The following is a 24739-nucleotide window of genomic DNA, read 5'->3' on the forward strand; positions in this document are numbered from 1 at the left end:
ACGTGGCCCGGCCCGCCCGTGTTCACCGCACAGGTGATCCTTCTCGCGACGGCTCCACCTGGAGCACGGCCCAGCTGCGCTCCTCACCCCATATCGACGCCGGATCCACATACGGGCGCAGCAGTGTGGTGAGCACCGGATCGCCGTGCCCGTTCAGCTCGTCGGAGGCGATCTTGCGCGCGATCCCGGCGAGGAAGTCTGCCAGCTGCACGCGGGGATCGAGGCGCGAGTGCACCAGCCGCAGCCCGCCGAAGCCGACCCCGGCCCGCCGGGCCGTGTCCTCGATCCAGGCGACCCGCTCCGGCGTCAGCATGTTCTGCCGGTCGTGCACGAGGCACACGGACCGCCCTACCGCACTCCAGTGCGCGGCCGTTCTGACGATGGACGGCAGCAGGGGATTGAGGACGGGAATCAGGGGCGGGCCGTCCAGCAGCCGGGCCCGATAGGAATCGGCGAGCGACCGGGACGCCGCGATCTGCCGCAGCGTTTCCGCCAGTTCCGTACGGCAATCGGCGCGCCGCAGCACCTCCACCATCCGGAAGAACGCGTCGACGGGCTCCCCGGGCGCACCGCCGTTCCTGACCCGCAGCAATTGGTTCGCCGCCGCCAGGAATTCCTGCCAGGGTCCGTCGCCGAAATCCTGCCGCCCGGCCCGGTACAGGCCGAGCGCCTCGGTGCCGCCGCCGAGCAGCAGGTCGACGGCCCGGTCCACGACGAAGTACGCCTTCTCGACCAGATGCACCTGGGCGTTCCCGTGGATGGGTCCGGTCGGCGCGAGCAGCCATTCCAGCACCGTCCGGTGTTTCTCCCGCAGCAGATGGTTCGCCTTGTACTCCTCCGCGGGCGAGCGAATACGGTCCCGGATCTCCTGCACATACGCGGCGGCCGAATCCACGGGCATCCGCACACTGGCATGAGCGAACACATCGGTGTTACCGCCGGTGAGATTCTCACCGTCCGACCCCGACTCGTCACAGGCCACTTCCAGGAATGCGCCGACCGTCCCCGGCCACTCCCCGTCCTCGCCGTTCCCGGCCACCGCACAGCCCCCTATCTTGTGCTCCATGACCAGGATCCCGCACGAGACGTCCGGTGAGCCAAATCCTTTTCGCGCCCTCACCCTCGACCGCCTCCGACGCCGGACGAGCATGAAATGGCGCACCTACCCCGAGGACGTCCTGCCGCTGTGGGTGGCCGAGATGGACGTGCCGGTGGCCGAACCCGTCGTCCGCGCCCTCACCGAGGCCCTCGCGCTCGGCGACACCGGCTACCCGGCGGGCACCGGCTACGCCGAGGCGCTGGCCGGGTTCGCCGACAAGCGGTGGGGCTGGAACGGGCCGGTCGTGGAGCGGACGGCGATCGTGCCCGACGTGATGCTCGGTGTGGTCGAGATGCTCAAACTGGTCACCGGGCCCGGCGATCCGGTCGTGGTGAATTCCCCCGTGTATCCGCCGTTCTACCAGTTCGTCGAGCACATGGACCGGCAGGTGATCGAGGCCCCGCTCGGCGCCGACCTGCGCATCGACCTCGATGTGCTGGAGGCGGCCTTCCGGCGGGCGACCGAGGGCGGCCGTCGCGCCGCCTTCCTGCTGTGCAGCCCCCACAACCCCACCGGCACCCTGCACACCGCCGACGAACTGTCCGTCGTGGCCGCCCTCGCCGACCGCCACGGGGTGCGCGTCGTCGCCGACGAGATCCACGCCCCGCTCACCGCAGGCGGCGCCGAGTTCGTGCCGTATCTGAGCGTCCCGGGCGCCGAGAGCGGGCTGTCGCTGATGTCGGCGTCGAAGGCGTGGAACCTGGCCGGCCTCAAGGCGGCCCTCGCCATCGCGGGCCCCGCGGCGGCCGCCGACCTGGCCCGGCTGCCCGAGGAGGTCAGCCACGGGCCCAGCCACCTCGGCATCATCGCGCACAGCGCTGCCCTGCGCGACGGCACGGGCTGGCTCGACGCCCTGCTGGCCGGCCTCGACGACAACCGGCGCCTGCTCGTGGACCTCCTCGCCGAACACCTCCCCGCGATCACCTACCGGCCGGGCGAGGCCACCTATCTCGCCTGGCTCGACTGCCGGGCCCTCGGCCTCGACGAGGACCCGGCGGACGTCTTCCTGCACCGTGGCCGGGTCGCCCTGAACTCCGGCATCCCGTTCGGCACCGGCGGCGCGGGGCACGTGCGGCTGAACCTGGCGACATCACCCGAGCTGATCGCGGAGGGGGTACGGCGGATGGTGACGGCACTCGGCTGACCGCGCCCGGCCCGGGCCCGGCACATCGGTCCGCGATCACCTCAAGGGCGTGAATTCGGGCAGGGTGAGGGCCGAGTGGGCCGGCCGTCCCTGCGCGGCGGGCATGGTGCGGAGACTGCGCAGCATGTCGTTGCGCTGCTCCAGAGCCTGAGCGGTGGTGGGGAAGAGCGCGGCGTCGCCCTCACCGATCTGGTCCTGGTTCACGGTCACGAACCCACGGGTGGTGTCTTCGTAGGCGGCGAAGCCCGCGGCGGCGTCCCGGTCGGCCAGGGCACCGGCGAGCATGTACGCGCCGACGAGTGCGAGGCTGGAGCCTTGTCCGGTGAGGAACGAGGGTGCGTACGCGGCGTCGCCCACCAGCGCGACCCGGCCGCTGGACCAGCGGGGCATGCGGATCTGGCTGACCACGTCGACGAACAGGTCCTCCGCGTCACGCATGGCGGCGATCATGCCCGGTACCTCCCATCCCGTGTCGGCGAAGATCCCGGCGACCAGGTCTCGTTGGGCTCCTGGGTCACGGAACGCGCCGAAGGGGGGCTTTGGGTGGGCGAAGTTCAGGAAGGCGTGCACTTCGTCGGCGTCCCCCACGGCGTAGAGAGCCGCGGCCCTGCCCGGGGTGTTCCACATCGTGATCTCGTGGGAGAGACCGAAGGTGTTGCGCATGGTGAACCCGGCGAAGCAGTACCCGAGATATCGGTGGAACCGCTCTTCGGGGCCGAACACGAACTCTCGGGTACGTGAGTGCAGACCGTCCGCACCGAACACCATGTCGAACGTACGCCTGCCGCCCCCGCGGAAGGTGACATCGACCCCGTGGCCGGACTGGTCGAGGGTGTCGATGGAGTCGTCGAACAGGAACTCCACGTCGTCACGGACCGCCGAGTGGAGCGCCTCGGTGAGATCCCCGCGCCGCACCTCAAGGTCCCGTCCCACGGCACTGCCGGCGACGTTGTGCGGGCTGACCGAGGCCACCTCGCCGCCGTCCCCGTCGAGGAAGGTGAACCGGCGCAAGTCGATGTGTGCGTCCCGCAGTCGGGGCAGGATCCCCATCCGCCGGACGACCTCCAGGGCGGTGCCGCGTATGTCGATGGGGTAGCCGCCGCTGCGTAATGCGGGCGCCTTCTCCACCACCGTGACCGAATATCCGTAGCGGTGCAGCCAGAACGCGAGGGCCGGACCCGCGATGCCGGCCCCCGAGATCAGGACCTTGCGGCGGGGCGTGGGCCGGATGTCCGTCAATGGATCGGTGCGGGTCATTCCTTGACTCCTTTGCGCAGGGTGCGGACGGCGAGCAGGGACAGCGCCGTGACGGCGCCGGCGATCAGGAAGCCGGTGACGAAGGCCGATTCGACCGGGTCCTCCGCCCCGGGGCGGGTCCCGGCGGCGAGGAAGGCGCCGCTGACCTGTGCGCCCGCGGCGAAGCCGATCACGCGGGTCACCAGGACCAGGCTGGTGGCGGTGCCGGTGTGGCCGTGATCGACGGAGGTGGCGGTCTTGACGACCATCGCCGTGATGCAGACACCACTGGCCAGCGCGACCAGCGCCTTCCCGACGACGAGGTGCCAGACCTCGGTGTGCAGGAACGCCAGGCCGAGCAGCGTGGCCGTCATGACGCCGATTCCGGCCGTGACCACGGCAGTCGAGCCGAAACGCCGGGCCGCGGCCCCGCCGAGCGGTCCGCCGGCCGCCCCCGCGACGGCGCCGGGCAACAGGTACCGCCCGATGTCGGTGGCGCCGGCCCCGAAGCCGTAGCCGTCGGCGGACACCGCGAACAGCTGCGGGACGAGGAACATCGACACCGCGGTCCCTACGCAGACGGCGAAGGTGATGGCGTAAGAGCTCCAGATCGCGGGCTTCGTCACCAGGCGCAGATCGACCATCGGCGAGGGCGACCGGCCTTCGACGGAGATCCATCCGGTCACGAGCAGGGCCAGGAGCACGATGAGGGCGCCGAGGGCGAGTGGCCGGCCGCCGAGTTCGGGTGCCATCGAGAGCCCGAGCATGAGCGTCAGCAGGATGCCGCTCAGGAGAGCCAGGCCGGGCCAGTCGATCCTGGCGTCCGACCGGGCCGGCGGATCGTTCGGCATCAGCCGGTGGACGAGCAGGGTCGCCGCCACGATCGCGATCGTCGGCAGCGCGAACATCCAGTGCCGGGACAGCCCTTCGGCGATGGGCCCGGCCATCAGCGTGCCCAGCATGCCGCCGCCCACGAACAACCCACTGACCACCCCGATGGCCACCTGGGACTCTCCGCTCGACAGATGCTTGCGCACCAGGATGAACGACAGGGGCATCGCGCCCACCATCGCGCCCTCCAGCACCTGACCCAGCAGCAGCACCGGCAGGTTCGGCGCCAGCGAGGACACCAGGCCACCGGCCGAGACCACCGCCATCAGCCGGAGCATGACCCGTTTCCCGCCGTAGCGGTCACCGAGATTGCCCGCGACGGGCGTGACGAGAGCGCCGGTGATGAGCATCGTGATGCTGAGCAACGCCCCTTGAGCAGGGCTTATCGATAACTCGCGTTGCAACAGCGGGAGCGTCGGTGTCACCACCGACTCCAGGGCCCCGGTGGCGGCCGCCAGCATGCCGAGAGCGCCGACAGCGGCCTTCCCGACGCGGACCGGGGGAGCCAGGGTTGTGGTCATGAAGCGTCCTTTCCTTTCGCCGGAAGCAACTACACTACACGGTGTAGTAAAGTCGGGATAGGATGCGGCCATGCCGACCACGAAGACACTGCGCGAGGGGTCCACGCAGAAGCGGGCCGCCATTCTCACCGCGGCCCGGGAACTGTTTCTCGCCGACGGTTTCGACCGGACCAGCGTCGATGCGGTCGCCGCCCGGGCCGGGGTGTCCAAGCGGACGGTCTACGACTACTTCGGCGACAAGCAGACGCTGTTGCAGGCAGTCGCCGACGGCGTCGGCCAGTCACTGATCACCACGATCCGGCGCATCCTCGACGACACCCTCACCGACCCCACCGAAGCGGCCGACCTTGAGGACACCCTGGTCACGTTCTCTATGCGCATCGCGACCGACATGCTCGGCTCGGCGGAGTACGCAACGCTGCAACGACTCGTCCGGGCGCAGGCCCGCCACCTGCCGGACGGGGCCGAGAACTCCATGGCCGACACCCCGGACGAGGCACTCGCCGAGCGGTTCGCCGCCTTCGCCGCGGCCGGACTGCTCGACGTCCCCGACGCCCGGCTCGCGGCCGACCAGTTCATCGCGCTGACCTTCGGAGTCGCGCTCAACAGGTACGGTTCCGCGAATGCCGCGGAGGACCCCCGCGTCCAGCCCCTCATCGTCGAGGGAGTGCGGACCTTTCTCCGGGCGTACCAGGCCAAGTAGTCGAATCAGGATGTCGGGACGGAAGAGAGCATCGTGAAGAAGGCGCGCCTATGTCTCGTCGTGGTGGCATGCACGCTCATGGCCACCTCATGCAGTGGCGGCGACAAGTCCGTTGACACGTCCCGGCTGACGGACCGGGAAAAGGAATGGGTCGATTTCTCCTACGCGCATGAGAAGGACGACGCGACCAGACGGGCGTGGGAAGAACTGACCGCGGAAGGCGTCAAGTCCTACTTTGAACAGCAGCGTTCCCGCCTGTGCGGTGACACGGCGGCGCTGATGCAGAGCCTGAAGGACGCCGGCTACGAGGCGGGCGAAATGCAGGAGTACAAGGAAAAGTCGGAGCGGTTGATCTGCTCGCCCGCGCGGTGATTGCGCAGCGAAGGTCCCCGCCGGTGACGGCGGGGACCTTCACCCTGCAGGTCGACAGCTTGCGCTACGCCACCGCGCCTCCGAGGATCCTCAGCGAGTACTTGTCCTGCGCCCGGTGCAGAATCATCGTCACCGGACCCGAGGTGAACACCCCGCTGACCACGTACTCCTTCTTGTTGCCCGTCTCGGCAACCCTCTTCGCATACAGGGAATCGGTCTCCTCCCTCGCCTGCTTGAGCCACGAAGAGGCCTTGCCGTGGTCGACTCCGGCCACGTCCAGACCAGTGCAGGCGGCGAGGAAGTCGAAACCGTCGGATTGCTTCGTGCCGGTTCTGCACAGCAGGGACGACATGTTCTCGTGATCGGCGTATCCGGCCGAAACCGTCAACCCGTTCCCGCCGCGCCCGTGGACATAGGTTCTCTTCTTCCCGTCGGGCATCTCCTGCTCAACGGGCTTGTCCAGCTTCAGTTTCCAGGCTTTCGAGAGCTCGGTGAGGAAGCCCTTCCCGGTGTATCCGTCGGCCATCGCCCTGGCCGCGCCGAGGCTGGGCTGCTTGTCGCCGGTCACCGCATGCTTCGGCAGATCGGCGGCCCGCGGCGCGGTCCGTGTCTTGGACGGCTCGGGGTGAGGCGCCGCCGCCCGCGCCCGGTCGGACGCCGCCGGTTCGGGGCTGTTCTGGCTGCAGGAGACGGCTCCCGCCGCGCCGATGACGATGGTCATCAGCACGACGGGAACACGGAGGGCGGCGCGTATCACAGGCCACCGTCGACGAGGTTGCACGCACCGGGTTCGGCGTAGTTGAACGGAACGAAGGCGATCGCGTCGAACACCACGTTGTCGTCTCCGGTGCCGGCGTCGTGGAGGTTGTCCGCCTCGATCCGGCCGCCCTTCCAGAAGCTGAAGGTGCCCATCTCGAACCAGGTGTCCTTGCCCGCGCTGCGGGTCGCCTGGTTGACGCGGCAGTAGTCGGGCTTGGCGCCGGCCGTGTTGTCGCCCGGGATGAAGTTGTACCGGACGATCGCTTCCGCGCCGTGGCTGGGCAGATGGAGATAGATCTTGTAGCGCTGGCCGGGCTGGTCTCCGGAGGGGAGCTTCGCCTGGTTGACCTCCCACCGACCGGTGATCTTGTGGAAGTAGTCGGTGTCCGGGTAGCTGTGCGTGAAGTAGACGTGGTGGTCGTACCCGGCGCCGAGCTGGTGGAGGTCGATGGGGGCGAGGTAGGGGGTCGCGCGGAACGTGCCGTTGTCCCTGAGCATGGTGATGTTGTCACCGGCCTGAAGGGTGAACTTGCCGTCGTCGGCGCCCTCGAAGTCCCCGCATCCGTAGGTGTCCTCGTGCTGGCCCAGGTCATCGACGATGATGGCGTTGGGGTAGACGCTCGGGTGGTCGATGCACGGGCCGTGACCGTACTTGCTCTTGAGTTCGGGCTCACCCGAGCCGAGCGAGTACCGGAGGTTCTCGGTGCTGGAGTTGGCGGTGCTCTGCGACCCCATCCAGTCCACGCTGCCGTCCCAGTAGCACGACGAGTCCCAGCTCGGGCACGGGTCGGCCGCGCTCGGGTTGCACGAGTTGAGGGACGGGTCGCAGAACAGGGTGCGCGGGGCGACCTTGATGACGCCGAACGGCATGGACGGCTTGACGTACGACGCTTCACTGTCCCAGGTCATCTGCGGGACTTCCGCCCAGCCGAAGATCTTCTCCGGGTAGTTCCAGTCGCCGGGGTGGGAGGCGTCGTCATAGCTGTAGCGCAGGAACGGCTGCCGGTCGGCCGGGTAGCGCGGGTTGATCGGGTTGTTGAAGAAGCCCAGGCCGACGGCGCCGGAGGTGTAGACGCCGGAGTTGTAGCCCCACAGCGCCGTGTACCAGTTCTCGATGTAGGCCGGGCTGCCGTTGTTGATGTTCATGCCCAGGGCCTTGAGCTGGTTCCACTTCTCGGCCAGGATGCCCAGCCCGGCAGCGATGTTCGCCGCGTAGTCGGTGGTGACGGCACCGGCGCGCAGGGGGTCGAGCTGCTCGGCGTGCTTCTCCGACATGCCGGTCGTGACCTGGGCGATGCCGTAGCCGCAGTCGGCCTTCTCCCGGTTGGGGTAGCCGTGGATGCCGTTCGCGTTGCCGTACCAGTCGGACTTGGTGACGTTGCCCGAGTCACCGTTCATGGAGTGCCAGGACGCCTGCTTGAAGTTGGACTCCTGGGCGAGGATGCCCAGCATGACCTGTGCGGGAATGTCGCCTCCGCCGGTCAGCGGCGGTTTGGGGAACAGGCCCTGCGGGGTGTAGGCGGCGAGGCCGGTGTCGTGCCAGTTCTGCGGGCGGGAGACCTTCAGTTCGCCGTGCACGGCCTGGTCCACGGCCCACTCGACCATGTTCGCGCTGGGTTGGAGCGCCTGGCGCTTGGGGTCGTTGCGCTTGACGATGCAGGGGGTTTCCATCGTCCCGACCTTGCCCCACACGGCCGCACCGGAGCCGGACAGGCACTGCGATTCCGGCCCGCCCTCACCACAGGTGAGCGGGTCGTCGTCATCGGCCATGGCGAACGCGGCGGGGTCCAGCGGCACGGAGGAGTCCGGCTTGGGCCGCTTGCGGTCGGCGTCCACGAGCGTGGTGGCCTTCGCACCGCTCTTGAGCGCGGTCGCCTTGACGGTCAGCGGTCCGGCGCCCTTGTTCGAGGGCGAGCCGATCCGGGTGGTGATGCCCTTCATCTGCTCGGAGAACACCGAGTTGGTCACCAGATGACCGTGGCGGGAGATCCCGGCCACCCGGCCGTCCACCGCGTGCTTGGCGAGCCCCGGGGCCTTGCCGGTGTCGATTCCCTTCACGTCGCCGACGACCGCGTCGCCGCCGGCCACGGGGAGGAGCTTGACCTTCCCCTTGGGGGCGCGGCCCAGTTCGGTGAAGTCCTTGCCGTTGAAGCGGGAGATGACGCTGCTCTTGTCGTCGACCGTGCCGACGTCCACGGCGCCGTTCTTCGAGGCGGTCAGCGCGAACATCGGGCCGGGCAGCGCGGCGAGCTTGCGGGCGGACAGCTTCTTGCCGCTGCCCTTGAGGTCGACGAGGTTGCCCCCGAGCACACCGACGGTGCCCTTCTGCGTGGGCGTGACGTGCGTCAGATAGCCCTTGACCGTGCGGCGGGAGGAGACCGATCCCGTGGCCGCGTCGACCGAGATCACCGTGGTGGACCCGGCGGACTTGTCGGTGGCCGAACTGGAGGTGAACGCCACCTCGTCGGCCGCTCCGCAGCCGGGCGTGAAGTACGCCAGTTGCACCCGGTCGGGAACCTCGGTGACCTTGCCGTCGGAGAGACGGATCACCGCGGCGAACGCGCCGCTCTCGTACGCGCCGGGCTCGTTCGCCCAGGCCGACGGGGCGTAGACCGCTGCCGCGTAGTTCCCCGATCCCGTGGTGCAGACGTAGCCCGTCCATGGGCCCACGTCGGACAGGCTCTTGCGGTTGAGGCGGGCGATCTCGTAGAAGGAGAACCCGTCGCTCTCCCGCGCCGCGAGGATGTGCAGTCCCTCGGCGTCGCCGGTGGCCTGCACGATCGCGTCCGATGACGAGGCGTAGCCCGACCCGAGGTCCTTGCCGGGGGCGGAGAACAGACGGGGCGTCGTGGCGTCCGCGGCGGCAGGGGTCGGCTGCGCCGGGGTGTCCTGGGAAGCCAGCGGGACTAACGCGGCGGATGCCGCCACCACGCTCATGGCTATCAGCGGGTTCGTGGCGAAGTATCTTCGGAGCCCTCTAGTACGCATCATCTTCCTCACATCCAGTCCGTGCACATGCCGTGCACGATCGGAAGGCTCGCGTCGTTGTTGTTCTTGATGTACCTCAGCGGCACCGGGTCGTACTGGGCGTTGACGTCGTTCCAGCACGCCTTCGCGGTCGTGGTCTTCCAGTTCTGCATCTTGGTGTAGGCACCGGCCACACCGTCGGCGAGAAGACCCGTGGTGTCGTAGTCCTGGATGCCGCCGTCGGGATCACGCGTGGTCCACAGCGTCCCGTACACGTAGTCGGGGGAGGTGTCGAGATCGCGTGAGATCTTCGCCCACACCCCCTGGCACTTCGGCGACCACATCAGCCGCACCACGACCGACTGGTCCGCCTCGGTCTCCTGCTGGAGAATCTCGGCGTCGTCGTCACACCCCATCTGAATGGGGTCCTTGCCCGAACAGGTGGCCCGCCAGCAGTCGGCCGCGGACGCCGGGGACGCCTGAATCCCCTGAAAGGCTCCGGCCAGCAGCGTCAGGGCAGCCGCCGCCGGGCCCCATCTACGTATGCCGTGCACACGTATCACCTCAGATCTTTCTTCGCCGCAGCGCATCATGCGCAGCACCTATGCCCGTGTTCATCCTTGTTGTCCCTGTGTAACTTCGGCATCAGAAGACACGCGGAGCTTACGCGAACACATGCGCGAACCAGGGGAGTTGGGGTGCCCTTTACCTGCGCTGACAGACCCTGCCGGGGTGCGTCCGTGCCCCACCCCGCGGCCTACACTTCCCGCCATGGACGACACGTCGCTGGAGCAGCTCGGAGCGGGCAAGTACCTGCTCGTCACCAGTTACCGCAAGAACGGCACCGGCGTTCCCACGCCGGTGTGGGTGGTCCGCGACGGTGACGCGCTCGGCGTGTGGACCGTCGCCGACTCCTGGAAGGTCAAGCGCATCAGGGCTCGTGGGGATGTCCTCGTCGGCCCCTGTGACCTGCGCGGCAGACCCACCGGTGAGCAGGTCCCCGCGACCGCCGAGATCTGCGACGAGGCGACCGGTGCCCGCTATCGCCGGCTCATCGCCGGCAAGTACGGGATCACCGGCCGCCTCACACTGCTCGGCAGCCGACTGCGCCGTGGTGTGAACGGCACAGTCGGCATCCGGATCACACTGACGTCCTGACCCGGGTCAGGACGTCCGGTGCAGAGTCACGGGGTGTCGACCACCGTCCCTGTCACCACGGGAGCGCCGGGCCGGGGCTCACCGGAGTCGTCGGCCAGGCGCAGGCGCACCGACTCGGGCTGCTCGGCCACCCCGTCCTTGAGCGTCGGCACCACCAGTTCCGCACTTGTCCTGCCCGCCTGGACGGACACCCCCAGCGAGAGACCGTCCATCTGGGACAACGGGCGCTCCGGATCAGGGGACTGGCCCGAGTTCTCCAGGAGCCAGCGCGGGTCGACGTCCTTCGTCGACAGCTCCGGGCCGTCGGTGACCGGCAGCAGGGTGAACATCCCGCCGATGTCCGCGTCGGCCACCGAGGACAGCGACACCAGCCACTTCAGAGGCTTGCCCTCGGGCACCCGGTCGGCGATCGGCGCCACGGAGAGCGACGGCATCGGGTCGTCGTTCTCCACGGTCACCCCGCCCAGATGCGAGCCGACCACGGCGGTGCGGACCGCCTTCACGAAGACGTCGTGCTCGATGTCGTTGCCGAAGCGGGGGTTGCCCTCGACCTTCACCGGTACGTCCAGCGCGTGCGTGCCCGGCCGGACCGTCACCAGCCGGTCCGTGCCCCTGCCCGTGACCGGGTCGGAGACGAACAGCCGCACCTGCCCGCTGCCCTGCCCTGCGACCCGCACCGGTACCTGGTAATTCCGTACGCCCGAGTTCCCCTCCTTGACGGTCACCCGGCCGATGTCGACCCGGGGCAGCGGAGCCTCCCGCACCACCGGTGTGCCCGGCCGCCAGGCCCAGGCGTCCATCAGCCACGCCTTCCCGGAGCGTGAACGCGGCGTCAGCTCAAGGGACTTGATGCGCTTGAGGTCGAGCGCTGCCGCGTCGTCCGACCCGATGGGCACCCGCACCTCGTGCGCCCAGTACGAGGCGGTCCGGTCCGACCCGGGCAGACCGTCGGCCTTGACGCGGCCGAGGGTCCGGTGCCGTCCGGCGCTGTCGGTGACGGAGACGTCCAGCTGGGTGCCGGTGGTGTTCGGCGGCACGATGACGCGCAGCGCCAGCGACTTGGCGCCCGCCAGGGACAGCGGTCGGTCGGGGCGGATCCTGGCGGCGGACCCCGCCGAGGACCAGCTCAGCGCGACCGCGCGGCGGCCGGGTTCACGGGCGGTCGCCCACCTTGCGAAGTGCGGTGACACACCGGCCGTCTCCGACGACAGACAGGCCTTGGCCGCGGAGGGATCGACCGCCGAGCACAGCCGGCCGCCGCTCACCGTCACCTTGCCGTCCGGCAGGAATCCGGCGCCACGGCCCGCGCCGACCGCGTTGGTGAGGACGCGCGCGGGATCGGCCGAGGGGGCGCGGCGGCCGGAGCCGTCGAGCAGCGGGCGTACCCGGTCGTCCTTGGCGACGAACAGCCGTGCCGCCGCCGCGATGTAGCTGGCTCCGGCCCGGTGCTGCTGGTCGGCCGTGAGCCGGGTGCGGGTGCCGGGGGAGCAGACCGGGTCGGGCTGCTCCTCGTCGTTCCAGAAGTCGTCGTCGGCGGGCGCCGCGGCCTGCCCCGGCGTCCACTCGCTGTTGAAGAAGTTGTGGTTGGCGCCCACCACGTACACCGCGCTGTGCAGGGCGGAGCCACGGCTGACCCGGCGGGTGCCGTCGACGTACACCTGTCCCTGCAGATCGGAGACGTCGCCGTCACAGCCCGGCAGGATCGTCATCGACGGCACGTCCGGGACGGGATTCTGGCCGAAGATCGTCGGGCCGATGAGGACGGTGCCGCGAATGTGCCAGCGCACCCGGCCGTGGTAGCCGTCCTGGTCGGCGGGCGCCGGGTAAAGGCTGTCCATCGCCGCCCGGTTGACGCCCTCGCCGCCTCGCGAGTGCCCCACGAGCAGCACCCGGGACAGATCGGCGCGAGGCGCCTGACGTACCGCCGCCGGGGCCGAGCCCGGCCGGTCGGACCAGTCGGCCCAGCGCGCGAGATGCTGCCGTACGAGCGAGGAACGGGCCTGCGCGCCGCCGTCCTCGGCGCTCCAGTCCTGGCCGTTGATGCCGTTGGCGGAGATCGACACCGTCACATAGCCCTGGGAGGCCAGGAGCCGCTGGTCGCGTAGATAACCCCGGTGGCTCGGCACCGGCTTGGCGCCGGCGGCGCAGGGCCAGTCGCCGGTGATCTCGCCCTGCGGTGTGTAGCAGGTGAAGTGCCGCCCGTGCAGGAACAGGGCCAGCGGGCGGCGGCCGTCGGCGTTCTTGGGTGCCACCACCACGGCCCGCATCTCGACCGGCTGGGTGAATCCAGGCAGCCGCACCGGGGGGAGGTCGTACTTGCCGGTGACGGTCCGGTAAGCGCCCGGCTTGCCCGGGTCGACCGGATTGGCGGGCAGCCGCTCCAGGACAGGCACTCCCGAGCGCGCACCCGAAGAGGTGCCGGCGGCGGTGTCGGGCGCGTCCAACCGGCGCCCCGCGGCCCGTACTTGCAGGTCCCGCACGGAGTCGAGGCGGACCCCGTCGAGGCCGAGCCGGAACGTCCGCCCGTCCTTCGCCTGCGCCGGCCGGCCGAGCAGCCGGTCACCGGCGTAGAACTCGACCCGGGCGTCCCCCATGGGCACCCGCTCGTCGGACTGCCACACCAGCTGCCGCGCCGCTCCCTCGCCGGTGATGCTCCAGTCCGGCGGCAGCCCTTCACTCCGGTCGGCCGCCAACGGCCGTGTCCCGGACGCCGGTTGAGCCTGGGCCCATCCTGGCGACGACCCCACGATCGCGAGCACCGCCACGGCGGTGACCCATATTCGCCGGGCACGAATCACGTGCCCCTCCTTCCGCTCGCTCCGGGACGGACGGTCCCGGGCTCTCACTGCGAGAGGACGGAAGGGGTCAGTTGTGCGTTGCCTGTGACGAAAGAGAAAAGGTATGGCGACCGTGGTGAATCGGCCACGGGCAGGACTGGGCGGACGTTCGATGGGAAAGGCCATCCCCATGGCCATCCGCATGACCACTTCAATGAGCCGAACTCCCCGCCACCGCACCGCCGTTGTGGGCACCGGCCACCGTGCCCGGACCTTCACCCACGCCCTCGCCGAACGCCCCGACCACGTCGTCGCCGCCCTCTGCGACCCCAGCCCCACCCGCATGGCCTTCCACAACCGGCTGCTGGCCGGGGCCGGCGAACCCACCGCCACCCAGTGGGCACCGGACCGCTTCTCCGAGATGCTCGCCAAGGAGGACATCGACGAGGTCGTCGTCACCACCGTCGACGCCGAGCACGACCGCTACATAGTCCCGGCGCTCAAGGCGGGCTGCCGGGTGGTCACCGAGAAGCCGATGACGATCGACGCCGACCGCTGCGCCCGCATCCTCGACACGGTCCGGGCGACCGGCAACTCCCTCACCGTCGCCTTCAACTACCGCTTCAACCCCGTGCACGAGACGGTCCGCGCACTGCTCGCCGACGGCGCAGTCGGAGAGGTCCTCTCCGTCCACTTCGAGTGGCTGCTCGACACCCGGCACGGCGCGGACTACTTCCGCCGCTGGCACCGGGAGAAGGACCGCAGCGGCGGGCTGAGTCGAGGAACTGCAGAATCGCCTGCAAGGTCGCCGTATCGGCTCCGGAGGATCAGCAACTGAGCGCGCGATCCGTGACCTTGAAACGGAACTCGCCAGCCCACGCCGAGGCCGGGCGGATTGCCGACCAGGACATAGTGCAGTGGAGAAGAACGTCATGCCACTCGCCCTCGACGGACAGACGGAAGCCCCGCCAAATGAGCAGACTCAGGCCACAAGGCTTCCCCGAGCAGGCAGGTGTTCCTGCCGTTCAGTCTCGTGGAGGGCTTCCTTTGCCCAAGCCGGCATCGCGGGCCGCGGCAACAGCGGCGGCCCGGTCATGGACCTGCAGCTTCGAGGTGATGGCGGACACGTGGTTGCGGACCGTCTTTTCGGACAGGACGAGTCGACGGGCGATCTCGTGGTTCCCGTAGCCCGCGGCGACCAGAGCGAGAACTTCCCTTTCACGACCGGTGAGTTCGGGGAAGACTTGGGCGGCGTACTGCTGCTGCGCATCGGTGAAGAAGTTGACGATCCTGCGTGCGACGGCAGCGCCATACAGCGCTTCCCCGGATGCAACGGCCAGGATCGCGCGGATGATTTCGGCTCGGTCGGCGCCCTTGAGCAGATATCCGAGGGCGCCGGCACGGAGGGCGCCGAACAACGTCTCATCGTCTTCGTGCATGGTGAGTACGAGGACGCCCGTGCTGCTGTGACGGTTGAGGATGGCTCGGGTGGCGGCGGTGCCGTCGAGGCCGGGCATGGCCAGGTCAGTGAGAACGACATCAGGCGATGTCTGTTCGACCACCCTGAGCAGTTCTTCGCCGGTGGCGGCCTCGCCGACGACCTCTACCTCCTGGGCTGCGGCGAGGACGGCCTTGAGGCCGTAGAGGAACATGGGGTGATCATCGGCGATGACCACTCGGACCGGAGCGGTAGCGGTCACGGGTCCTCCAAAGGCAGAGTGGCGACGACGGTGGTTCCGGCCTTCGTGGAGTGCACGGTGAGGTCGCCGTGCAGTGCTTCGGTCCGTCGGCGCATCGAGATCAGTCCGATGCCTGAGGCTGCTGCGCCGATGCCGGTGCCGTCATCACTGATGACGATCCGCAGCGAGCCGGTGTCGGCCGTGATGGTGACGTGGGCGTGGTGGGCGTGCGCGTGCCGGGCGGTGTTGGTCAGCGCTTCCGTGATGATGCGGTAGGAAGCGGTCTCCACGTCCGGCGGGAGGGTTGGCAGTGCCGCGGCCGTTACGTCGACAGGCACGGTCAGAGCCACCGTCCGGGCGTGCTCGCGCACAGCGTCGGCCAGTCCCCGTGTGTCCAGGACGGTCGGGCGGAGGGCGTCGATGATGCGGCGGATCTCCCCGATGGCGGTGGTGGCCTCGATACGGACCCGGGCCAGCAGAGCGGTGCACGTGGGCATGTCACCAGCGGTCAGCGCATCAGCGAGGGCCTGCAGACCCAAGCCCATGCCGGACAGTGAGGGGCCAAGGCCGTCATGCAGGTCGTGGCGGAGACGGTTGCGTTCGGCGCGGGTGACCGCCACCACGCGGTCGCGTTCGGCTTCGAGGGCGTCAGTGAGTTCCAACGCCCTTACGAGCACGGCAATTTGTGATGCCAGCGCGGTCAGTAGTCGAGTGTCGGCATCGTTGTAGCTCTCTGCCGGGCCGCGGGCGGCCAGGGTGAGGGTGCCGACGTCACGGCCGCCGACTCGCAGTGGTATCACCGGGCCGGTGACCGTCATCTCCCCTTGTGCGTTCACCACCCGGCCGTCCGGTGCCGCGACCATGGCGGCAGGCGCACGAAGAGCGTTCATGACGACGTTGAGCGCGGCCGACAGCAGGTCCAACTGGCCTGCGGTGGCGACCTCGTCACCGAGCCGGGTCATCGCACGCAGTGGGTCCCGGCGAGCGCCATACACGAGACGGTCCGCTGCCCGCTGCAGCCGATCCCGCGCCGGCGCCAGCAACACCGCCACCAGCGCAGCCGCCACGACCCCGGGCAGTGGGCGACGGTCCAGAGCCGAGCCGGCCAGCGCGGTCGCCGACAGATAGACCGCAATCACTGCGATGGTCAGCGTCCCGTAGACGAGACCACGACGCAGCACCGTCTCTATGCCGAGCAGCCGATAGCGCAGCACCCCAACCGCTACGACCACAGGAACGAGGTACACACATGCTGCTGTGACGGGTTTGGGCACGTCGATGAACATGACGACCAGCAATGGCCCGGCCCCGCATACGAACCAGGCCAGCTGCTGTCGCTCGGGCGTCCTGGCACGGACAAGACGAACGATCGTGCCCACCCAAATGGCAAGGGTCGAGAGCACCAGCAGCGGCAGGCAGACGCCGAGCGTCAGCCACGCCAGCACCTCAGGGGGGAGTGCGACCGCGGGAGCGTGACCAGGGGCGACGTCGTCGTATGCCTGCGGGTCGAACGACGCGACGCACACCGTTAGCGCCATCACTGCGGCGGATCCGGCCACAGGCCACCGCCACCACCGGCTCGGCAAGTGACCGTTCGGATACAAGGCCAGCACGATCGTCGGCGTGAGAAGCATGGAGGGGACCCAGAGCCCGCTGCCCACTGCTGCGGCTAACTGCGCTCCTGGCCACTGGGGTTGCGCCACCGCGACGCCGTAGCCGCCGTAGCCAGCGAGGCCCACCTGCCATATGGAAGAAGCCCCCGCGCCCAGGAACAACCACCCCAGCACGTTACGAGGGCGCAGCCCGATGAGCACTGCACCGGTCAGTTGCCACTCCAGACTCGCGCCGCCGACAACCCACACGAAGTAGACGCTGTCTCCCAGACGATCGGCATGGGGCAGCGTCGAAATCCAGCCCGCGCAGGCCAGTACGGCGGCGCTGGAGAGCACCACCACCCAGGCAACCGTGCGTGCAGCCATGCGCCCAGCGTCCCGCTCTCCACGTCCCGAAGGCCATACGACGTGTCCTTCAACGTCCGGGCAATGAGCCCGAGGCAATCGGGACAGACGCCTCAGGCGGAGCAAGGGCCGGGCGCCGCACAGTGCTTGATGCCACGCGGCGGGAGGCGTTCACCCGTTTCACCCGTCGACATTCGACAGTGCCGAAGGAGATCTCCATGAGAAGCCGATCAATCCGACGGAGCCTCGGATACATGACTGCGGCCGCCGTCATCGGGGGGAGCGCCATGACTTCCATGGCCTCAACGGCGTACGCGGTACCCGCAGAGCCGGCGGGCAGCACTCACGCGACTGACGGGGCGGCCGCGGTATCCGCCGACCAGAACTACGAATTGGTACTGGAGTGGGGCGGTCGGTGCCTGGAGGAATGGGGAGGCTCTGTCTACCAGTGGGACTGCCACAGCGGCGATCACCAGCAGTGGCGCTTTGTGAGCAAGGGCGACGGCTACTACCAGATCGTCAACAAGCGCGATGGGCTGTGCCTTGACGTCTATGGCGGTTCGCCCCAGAACGGGACTTCGGTGGTAGGTGCCGGTTGCCACGAAGGGAAGTGGCAGCAGTGGCATCTCAACTTCGTCGAAGCAGACCGCTACGAGTTGGTGGCCCGCCACAGCGGACGCTGCCTCGATATCGCCCACGGCGGCAATGGATCGAAGGCGCTGCAGTGGGACTGCCATCACGGAGGCAACCAACGCTGGCACCGCATCCCAGAGCGATGACCGTGCTCAATGCGGCGTACAGCGTCAGCATATAAGAGACCGGCGCGGATATTCAGTGGCCTGACGCCTGGATATCCGCGCCACCATTCGGAACTGGGCACGAAAGCCCAGCGTCCTACCTGCATCGATGACATCGACAACGAGGGTGCCATGACATATCGAGGTAGCAAACAGAAGAATTCCCGAGGGATCGTAGATGAAACAATCGAAGCCGAAGTCCCTCTAGAGGCCGCGAAGCAAATAAGCAGTGCGATGGTGGCCTACCTTCGTGACCACCCTCCCACCATCGGCGTCATCGGAGCCTCAGGGACGGGAAAGTCCTCGACGATCAATGCGATGTTCAAGACGAATCTGCCGATCAGTCATGCGATGGCCTGCACGAAAGAGTTCCTGAACGTCGACCTGAATGTAACGGCGACATCCACATCGATCACAGGTGACAGTTTGAAGCTTTGCGTAGTTGACGCGCCGGGCCTCGGAGAAGACTTGGCGCGCGATCCCGACTACCTCGACATGTATCAGGCTCACCTGGGCCGCTGCGACATCGTGCTATGGGTGATGGCCGCACGCCAGCGCGCGATCGCGCTCGACCAAGGTTATCTGCAACTCCTGGCCGATCATCACGAGAAGATCGTATTCGGGCTGAATCAGATCGATCTCGTCGATCCAATGAACTGGAATTGCCGCCTCAATCTGCCTAGTAAAGATCAAGAGAAGATCATCGCGGAGATCGCTCAAGATCGATCCGTGAAGATTTCAGCGACCCTGGGGCGAGCTGTCGAGATGTACCCGTATTCTGCGGGAAATCTCTACGGACTTCAGGAGCTATTTTCCGGGATGATCGCATCCTGTCCCGACGGAAAGCGCGCTTGGATCTTTGATCCCATTAAAGCCTTCGGGCCATTCGACTTTATCCCTGAGGGGGTCCGAGGTCGGGTAATGGAGCAAATCGATGCGCGAACCGATGATTGAGAGGAATCTGTGCCGAACATCGACAGTCTGACTGACGCCGAGCTGGGCCGACTGGTCCGGGCCGCCTCAAGGGCAAGTGGCTCCCTAATCCAAGAAAAGGCAAGGGCCCTCGACACCTTCTGTGGGTGGCTGAATTCCGCGGGATTCGAGTGGCTGTCGGCATCAATTCAAAGTGCCAACTTGGCATGGGACGGTATCAAGTGGCTCTACTATAGGATCTTTACGTGAACGGAATCACGCCCGGCAAGAACAGGGACCGAACGGGTGGACCGTCATGTTCGACGAGGACCGGGGCCTGGAATGGGAATGCCACCCTGTAGGCCGTCCATGGAACGGCTGCTCTCGACCTCCTGCTACACCTTCTGCACGGTCGCGATGCGAAGGAGATGGCTGCCTTGCTGAGCGGGAACCGTTCGCTGGTGCACGAGTCGGGGCTTCTCAGACACCCTCCACGCCAAGGGCGCGACGATGATCTACCACCTCACCGCGTACTCCCCGTGGGAGGGCTACCGGGTGATGTTCAACGGCAGCGCGGGACGGCTGGAACTGGAGGTCGAGGAGAGCCGCTGGCAGCGGCCGACGACCGGGATCGGCGCCGCGAGCGGGGCGCTGCACGGGGACACGGCGGCCGAGCACGCGGGCGGGGCACGGCTCACGCTGCGTCCGCTGTGGCGGCCTCCGGTGGACGTCCCGCTCGTCACCGCCCACGAGGCGCACGGGGGGGGAGATCCGCGCATGCTCGACGCCCTGTTCGGCCCGGTCGATCCCGCGCACCCGGCCGGGGCGGGTGGCGAGGGACGTACGGCTCAGCACCCCACGGCGACCGAACGTGACGGCGCGCTGGCCCTGGTCGTCGGGCTCGCCGCCAACCGGTGCTTCGAGACGGGACTGCCCGTCGCCGTGCGGGAGTTGGTGCCGGGGTTGTGGGAGGACTCAGGCGGTCCGCAGGGGGTGGCTCAGGTCCAGGCCCGGTAGGGCTCGTCGACCAGCTGGAACACCGGCTCGCCCCGGACCGGGTCCTTCGCCGTGGAGAGCCGGACCCGGTCCCCGCTGTGGATGCCGATGGGCGGGCCCATGACCCGGCCGCGTACGACGAACCCCTCGGCCATCTCGACGAGCGACACATTGCGCGCGGCAGGGGTGTTGCGGTGCACCACCGTGGAGTGGCGGATCGTCCCGACCCCCTCGCTGCGCTCCGTGCGCAGCTCGCTGCCCTGACAGACCGGACACAGCAGCCGGTGGTACATGGCGGTGCCGCACCAGGTGCAGCGCTGGAAGAGCATGGCCTCGGTGTCCGGGGCCGTGGGTTCGAGGAGACCGGCCGCGAAACCGGTGGTCGGACGAGCAACGCTTCCTGAGTGGTGGTACACGCTGATCAACTCCCTGCGCTCGGCCGGAATCCCACGTGCGCGGGTCGTCCGTGCACGCACGTGCCCGGTTCCAGGTGCCACCGCGCACGGCCTCAGCGTATGGCACTGAGTGCCACTCGTAAAGGCACTGCGTTCCCTGGATTTCCGAATGATTTCCGGATCTCGTGACGAGGGGCGCCGCGGGCGGGTGCGGGTCAGTCGCGGCCGAGCGTGGTCTCGATCTCCTGGACCACCCGCCACAGCGGCGCACCGCGCCGGGACACCACGACCACCACGTCGTCGGCGGGCCCGTCGGGAACGGGGTGCGCGGCAGGGGTGACACCGAAGGTGGACTGCACATAGCCGAGCGCGTGGTCCACCCCGGCGCTCGCGTCGCTCTTCCCGGCCGAGCGCAGCCAGGAACGCAGCGCGTTGTTGTGCGCCGCCACCACGGCCGCGGCGATCACGTCGGCCTGCAGGGTCCCGTCCCGCCGGCCGGCGAAACGCCCGCGCAGATACTCGGCCAGGGCACGCTCGTAGCGCCACACCACCGACAGCTCGTAGGCGCGCAGACCGGGCACCTTCTTGGTCAGGCGGTAGCGCTGCACCGAGAAGGTCGGGTTCTCCGCGTACATGCCCAGCACCAGCCGCGCCGCGTCGCAGACCCGGCGCACCGGTTCGTGCTCCTCGTCGCTCGCGGCCAGGAAGGCCGTCATGTCGGCGAGGCACCGCTCGTGGTCGGGGAAGACCACGTCCTCCTTCGACGGGAAGTAGCGGAAGAACGACCGCCTGCCGACACCGGCCAGCGCCACGATGTCGTCGACGGTGGTCTGCTCGTAACCCCGTTCCAGGAACAGCTGGAAGGCCGCCGCGATCAGCGCCTCCCGCATCGGGGGCTTCGCCGTCCCGGCCTCCGTCTTCTCGTCACGACCGGGCGCCGCACTGCTGGAGCTCATGGACGGGAACGTAGCACCAGAGCGAGGCCGATGGCACTCAGTGCGCCCCAGGCGGGGTACTGAGTGCTGCGATCTCCTCGTCCGTGACCGGCTCCCCGGAACCGGGCAGCAATTGCGGCACGCCGTCGAGCACCGGATAGCGGCGCCGCAGCCGGGGGTTGTAGAGCGCGGAACCCGGTGCGTCCAGGACGAGCGGGCCCTTGTCGAGCGGACAGACCAGGATCCTCAGCAGCGGGTCGTCGTGCCTCATGAGCGGTTCCCTTCGTGGGCGGGGCGGTGGGTGTCGTGCCGCGGCAGGGTGAGTACGACGGCCAGGGCGAGCGCGGTGCCGCCCAGGCGCAGGGTGAGCCGCAGCGGGTCCTGCGGGAGCGGTTCGCCGAACGCGACCGAGCCGCCCGCCACGGCGAACACACAGGTGACGGTGGTGCACACGGGCACGATCAGCGAGGCCCGGCAGCGCTGCAGTGCGGTCTGCGACAGCACCAGGCCGAAGGCTCCGGTGAGGAGCAGCAGGTAGGGGTAGGGGGAGGCGAGCAGAGCCGGCAGCGCTTCGCCGGGCGCCGCGGTGGTCAGGCGTCCCGACACGCCCTTGATCGCGAGCGAGCTCACCCCGTACAACAGACCGATCGCCACGGCGTACACCACACCCGTCGGCGGCGGCCGGTGACGGCGCCGCGCCCGCCGCTCGGCCGTGCCGAACAGCCACAGGCCGAGGGCGAGCGCCGGAACGCACAGGGCGAGCAACGTGCCCGCCGGAGCGGTGCGGGCGACCGGCTCGCCACCGTCGTACAGGGACGCCACCAGCATCAGCAACGCCACCCCGATGACGGCGACACCGCGCCGCTCGGCAGCCGTCAGCCGCTCGCCGAGCACCAGCGAGGACAGCAGGAGCAGCAGCACCAGGCCGGAGACGAACAGCCCCTGCGCGGCAGCGATCGGCAGCACCCGGTACACGGCCAGCTGAGCGGCGAAGCCCAGGGCCAGGGCCAGCGCGCCGCCGATCCACAGCGGACTGCCGGCGAGCAGGAGCACCGCCCGGCCCGGCCGTCCGGCGTGCAGCGGCGGCAGTCCGGCCAGCGCCCGCTTCTCCAGCACGAACCCGGTGCTGTAGAGGACGTTCGCCAGCAGCGCCGCGGCCACTCCCCACGCCATCGCGCTACCTCCGGCGCGCGTGCACGAGCAGGATGGAGGCCAGCGACGGCAGCCGGCACGCCAGCCGGTCGAGCGGGCGCAGCAGGCCCGGCACCCCGTGGAAGGGGGCACCCTCCATCCGTACGACGTCGAAGCCGGACGCGGTCACGAACTCCCGCAGTGCGCGCGGCGTGAACAGCCGGAGATGGCCCACCACCTGGCTGCCCGGTCTGCCGTGGACCCGGCGCAGGCTCACCTCCGAGAAGACGGGCTGGACGCCGCCGAGCAGCAGCGCCCGGTTGTACCAGGCGGCGAGGTTCGGCGTGGAGAGCATCAGATGACCGCCCGGCCGCAGCACCCGGCGCAGCTCGTCGAGGGCGCCGTCGGGGTCGACGAGATGCTCGACGACCTCGCTGAAGAGCACCGCGTTCGCACTGCCCGACGCGAACGGCAGCCCGCCGCCCGACAGTTCGCCCCGCACCACCTGCGGCAGCCGCCGGGCCGCCCGGCGCAGCGCGTCCTGCGACCAGTCGACGCCCACGATCCGGTGCCCGTCCAGCACACGCGCCGCGACGGCCGCCGCCGATCCGTCCCCGCACCCCACGTCGAGCACGACGGCGGGCTGTCGGCCCGGTCGTACGGGACCGAGTGCGCGGGCCAGCATCCGGGCCTGCCGCAGGCTGCGCTCCGCGCCGGAGGCGACCGGGACGGCGGGGTTCTCGTAGAAGTCGCGCAGCCCTGGGGCGGGGGCGGGCGCGGTCGTGGGGGAGGTGGTCATGGCTCGCTCCGAAGGCCGTACGTCAGGGAGAGGCACTCCTCGAAGAGGCGGGCCAGGGAGGCGCCGGCCGCGTCGTCGAGCAGGTCGTGCGACCAGCGCAGTGTCAGATGCAGCCGGCCTCCGGTGGAGGCGGCCGCGAGGCTCAGTCCGCGGGGCATGCGAGCGGGCGCCGAGAACCACACCGCACGGGCCCGCCCCGCATCACCGAAGTCCAGCGGATACGGCACCCGCCCGATGTTGCTGAGCAGCAGCGTCGACGTCCACGGGGCGACGGCCCGGCGCACCCCACGGGTAAGCGCGCCGCGCACCCCGACCGGCAGCACGGGCGCCGTCAGCAGGGACGCCCCCGCGCCGAGCGGTGCGCGCGGCTGTGCCTTCAGTGCCCGGGTGCGCCGCGCCGTGGTGTGCAGCAGCCGGGCCAGGGCCGCCGGATCGGGACGCCGGGCCAGGAGCAGTTCCGTGTCGGAGCGGTCCTGCGGGGTCACCGGCACCTCGACGAGCCGCGTCCCGTTGCCGATGGGCATCGCCAGGTCGCGGGAACGGTCGTCCACGGGCATCGTGATCCGCACCGGGCGGCCGGATCTGCCGTGGGACCGGTTCCAGCGGCCCACCATCAGGGCGGCGGCGACCAGGAGCCGGTCGTTCACGGTCCAGGGAGCCGCCGGATCCGGCTGCGGCAGGGGCAGTTCCCGCAGCAGCATGCCGTTGGCCGCGGCCGCGGTGCCCGCGCGCCGCGGGCGGGCGGCGACGGTGTACGCGGCGAGCCGTGCGGGCCGGGCCCAGCGCATCCGGCCGTCCCCCTGCTGACCGTCGTGCGCCCGGCGCTGGGACGGGATCCGCCCCGCGGCCGTGCTCTCCCCTCCGTAGAGCGCGGCCGTCGTGGCGAGCACCCGCAGCGCGGCCGGTGCGTCGAGCGCGGTGTGATGGACGGTGAGCACCAGCGCGGACCGTACGCCCTCCACCGCCACCACCTCCAGACGCACCGGCGGCGACTGCGACAGCGGCGGGCACAGTGCGAGCGCCCGGGCGCGGGCACGGGCAAGCGCGTCCGGGCCCGGCCCGGCGAAGGTCACCGGATCCACGTCCGGTGTGCCGGTCAGCTCCCACTCGTAGGACCGCCGGTACCAGCGGTGCGGCGCCTGGCGTACGAGGATCCGGGAGTGGAGGAGCAGCGCCCGGTGGAACGCCTCCCGCAGCCGCCGCGGCTCCGGTCGGCCGGGCAGATGGACCTCGATGTGGACCGTCTCCGGTTCGTCGTCGCTGAGGAAGTGCCGGGACACCTCGTCGACGGTCGGGAACGCCAGCCGCGTCGGCACCGGAACCCTGCCGCGCCCGGCCCGGGGGTCGGCCGGGAGCGCGGTCACCGCTCGCCCCCCTTCCGGCCGGCGCGGGTTCTCGGCCCGTCCGCCCGCTCACGGCCGCGCGGTCCCGGCCAACTCGCGCCGGTCGTCACCACGGCCGCCGACAGGGCCACGATCGCCAGCACCTGCGCGACCGCGCCGAACGCGCC

Annotated in this window: 22 protein-coding genes and 1 pseudogene; 8 read left to right on the forward strand and 15 right to left on the reverse strand. The window is 69.6% G+C overall.

The genetic code is table 11. The features are described from left to right. Positions 1–22: 22 nt before the first annotated feature. Entirely contained in the window at positions 23–1039 is a 1017-nt protein-coding gene (locus POF73_RS20055) for a hypothetical protein (RefSeq protein ID WP_443049565.1), read from the reverse strand. A gap of 25 nt (positions 1040–1064) precedes the next feature. Between POF73_RS20055 and POF73_RS20060 the strand changes: the two genes are divergently transcribed. Next, complete coding sequence (locus POF73_RS20060) at positions 1065–2243, forward strand: MalY/PatB family protein (RefSeq protein WP_272117260.1); 1179 nt, start codon at positions 1065–1067, stop codon at positions 2241–2243. A 36-nt stretch (positions 2244–2279) separates the two neighbouring features. Here the strand turns inward: POF73_RS20060 and POF73_RS20065 are convergent, their stop codons facing one another. Then, a complete protein-coding gene (locus POF73_RS20065) occupies positions 2280–3500 on the reverse strand; it encodes an FAD-dependent monooxygenase (protein WP_272117262.1) in 1221 nt (406 codons plus the stop codon). Beyond that, the gene (locus tag POF73_RS20070) at positions 3497–4891 is read right to left on the reverse strand and encodes an MFS transporter (RefSeq protein ID WP_272117264.1); all 1395 of its coding nucleotides are present in this window, start codon (positions 4889–4891) and stop codon (positions 3497–3499) included. Before POF73_RS20070 ends, POF73_RS20065 begins: the two co-directional genes overlap by 4 nt. A gap of 70 nt (positions 4892–4961) precedes the next feature. Here POF73_RS20070 and POF73_RS20075 point away from each other — a divergent pair, with 70 nt between their 5' ends. Together POF73_RS20075 and POF73_RS20080 are read left to right on the forward strand one after the other, a co-directional pair. Next, positions 4962–5594, forward strand: a complete 633-nt coding sequence (locus tag POF73_RS20075; protein WP_272117266.1) for a TetR/AcrR family transcriptional regulator — start codon at positions 4962–4964, stop codon at positions 5592–5594. A 33-nt stretch (positions 5595–5627) separates the two neighbouring features. Next, entirely contained in the window at positions 5628–5966 is a 339-nt protein-coding gene (locus POF73_RS20080) for a hypothetical protein (protein WP_272117268.1), read from the forward strand. A 64-nt stretch (positions 5967–6030) separates the two neighbouring features. Here the strand turns inward: POF73_RS20080 and POF73_RS20085 are convergent, their stop codons facing one another. Genes POF73_RS20085 through POF73_RS20095 form a run of 3 tightly spaced genes read right to left on the reverse strand, consistent with a single transcriptional unit; the run spans position 6031 to position 10246 of the window. Further along, positions 6031–6687, reverse strand: coding sequence for a hypothetical protein (locus POF73_RS20085; protein WP_272117270.1), 657 nt, complete (start codon positions 6685–6687; stop codon positions 6031–6033). Between the two features lie 32 nt (positions 6688–6719). Next, the gene (locus POF73_RS20090; protein ID WP_272117272.1) at positions 6720–9662 is read right to left on the reverse strand and encodes a hypothetical protein; all 2943 of its coding nucleotides are present in this window, start codon (positions 9660–9662) and stop codon (positions 6720–6722) included. Positions 9663–9721: 59 nt separating this feature from the next. Continuing rightward, the gene (locus tag POF73_RS20095; RefSeq protein ID WP_272117275.1) at positions 9722–10246 is read right to left on the reverse strand and encodes a DUF2690 domain-containing protein; all 525 of its coding nucleotides are present in this window, start codon (positions 10244–10246) and stop codon (positions 9722–9724) included. Between the two features lie 217 nt (positions 10247–10463). Between POF73_RS20095 and POF73_RS20100 the strand changes: the two genes are divergently transcribed. Next, positions 10464–10850, forward strand: a complete 387-nt coding sequence (locus tag POF73_RS20100) for a PPOX class F420-dependent oxidoreductase (RefSeq protein WP_272117277.1) — start codon at positions 10464–10466, stop codon at positions 10848–10850. Between the two features lie 26 nt (positions 10851–10876). On the opposite strand, the gene POF73_RS20105 is transcribed toward POF73_RS20100, so the two are convergent. Next, the gene (locus tag POF73_RS20105) at positions 10877–13648 is read right to left on the reverse strand and encodes an alpha/beta hydrolase family protein (protein ID WP_272117279.1); all 2772 of its coding nucleotides are present in this window, start codon (positions 13646–13648) and stop codon (positions 10877–10879) included. Between the two features lie 193 nt (positions 13649–13841). On the opposite strand from POF73_RS20105, the pseudogene POF73_RS20110 reads away from it, so the two are divergent. After that, positions 13842–14402 (forward strand): annotated as a pseudogene (locus POF73_RS20110) (Gfo/Idh/MocA family protein); the annotation flags it as partial. A 250-nt stretch (positions 14403–14652) separates the two neighbouring features. Here the strand turns inward: POF73_RS20110 and POF73_RS20115 are convergent. Beyond that, positions 14653–15327: a response regulator transcription factor gene (locus tag POF73_RS20115; protein ID WP_272117280.1), complete on the reverse strand. Its 675-nt coding sequence runs from the start codon at positions 15325–15327 to the stop codon at positions 14653–14655. Continuing rightward, entirely contained in the window at positions 15324–17285 is a 1962-nt protein-coding gene (locus POF73_RS20120; protein ID WP_272117282.1) for a sensor histidine kinase, read from the reverse strand. Before POF73_RS20120 ends, POF73_RS20115 begins: the two co-directional genes overlap by 4 nt. A gap of 266 nt (positions 17286–17551) precedes the next feature. Here POF73_RS20120 and POF73_RS20125 point away from each other — a divergent pair, with 266 nt between their 5' ends. The 3 genes from POF73_RS20125 (at position 17552) to POF73_RS20135 (ending at position 19990) form a co-directional block, all read left to right on the forward strand. Beyond that, the gene (locus POF73_RS20125; protein ID WP_272117284.1) at positions 17552–18043 is read left to right on the forward strand and encodes an RICIN domain-containing protein; all 492 of its coding nucleotides are present in this window, start codon (positions 17552–17554) and stop codon (positions 18041–18043) included. 252 nt (positions 18044–18295) lie between these two features. Next, on the forward strand, positions 18296–19015 hold the full coding sequence (locus POF73_RS20130; protein WP_272117286.1) for a GTPase family protein: 720 nt from the start codon (positions 18296–18298) through the stop codon (positions 19013–19015). A 468-nt stretch (positions 19016–19483) separates the two neighbouring features. After that, positions 19484–19990, forward strand: coding sequence for a hypothetical protein (locus POF73_RS20135; RefSeq protein ID WP_272117288.1), 507 nt, complete (start codon positions 19484–19486; stop codon positions 19988–19990). Here POF73_RS20135 and POF73_RS20140 read toward each other — a convergent pair. The 6 genes from POF73_RS20140 to POF73_RS20165 all read right to left on the reverse strand — a co-directional run bounded on the left by POF73_RS20140 (position 19972) and on the right by POF73_RS20165 (position 24593). Beyond that, positions 19972–20385, reverse strand: a complete 414-nt coding sequence (locus POF73_RS20140; RefSeq protein ID WP_272117308.1) for a Zn-ribbon domain-containing OB-fold protein — start codon at positions 20383–20385, stop codon at positions 19972–19974. The genes POF73_RS20135 and POF73_RS20140 overlap by 19 nt on opposite strands. A gap of 194 nt (positions 20386–20579) precedes the next feature. After that, positions 20580–21320, reverse strand: a complete 741-nt coding sequence (locus tag POF73_RS20145; protein ID WP_272117290.1) for a TetR family transcriptional regulator — start codon at positions 21318–21320, stop codon at positions 20580–20582. 37 nt (positions 21321–21357) lie between these two features. Beyond that, positions 21358–21570, reverse strand: a complete 213-nt coding sequence (locus tag POF73_RS20150) for a Trm112 family protein (RefSeq protein WP_272117292.1) — start codon at positions 21568–21570, stop codon at positions 21358–21360. Continuing rightward, the gene (locus POF73_RS20155) at positions 21567–22472 is read right to left on the reverse strand and encodes a DMT family transporter (RefSeq protein ID WP_272117294.1); all 906 of its coding nucleotides are present in this window, start codon (positions 22470–22472) and stop codon (positions 21567–21569) included. The genes POF73_RS20150 and POF73_RS20155 overlap by 4 nt, the downstream gene beginning before the upstream one ends. A gap of 4 nt (positions 22473–22476) precedes the next feature. After that, a complete protein-coding gene (locus POF73_RS20160) occupies positions 22477–23229 on the reverse strand; it encodes a class I SAM-dependent methyltransferase (protein WP_272117296.1) in 753 nt (250 codons plus the stop codon). Continuing rightward, positions 23226–24593 (reverse strand): condensation protein, encoded by a 1368-nt coding sequence (locus POF73_RS20165; RefSeq protein ID WP_272117298.1) that lies wholly within the window; start codon positions 24591–24593, stop codon positions 23226–23228. The genes POF73_RS20160 and POF73_RS20165 overlap by 4 nt, the downstream gene beginning before the upstream one ends. Between the last annotated feature and the right edge of the window lie 146 nt (positions 24594–24739).

Origin of the sequence: Streptomyces sp. HD, assembly GCF_028369295.1 — a bacterium.
Taxonomy (GTDB): Bacteria; Actinomycetota; Actinomycetes; order Streptomycetales; family Streptomycetaceae; genus Streptomyces.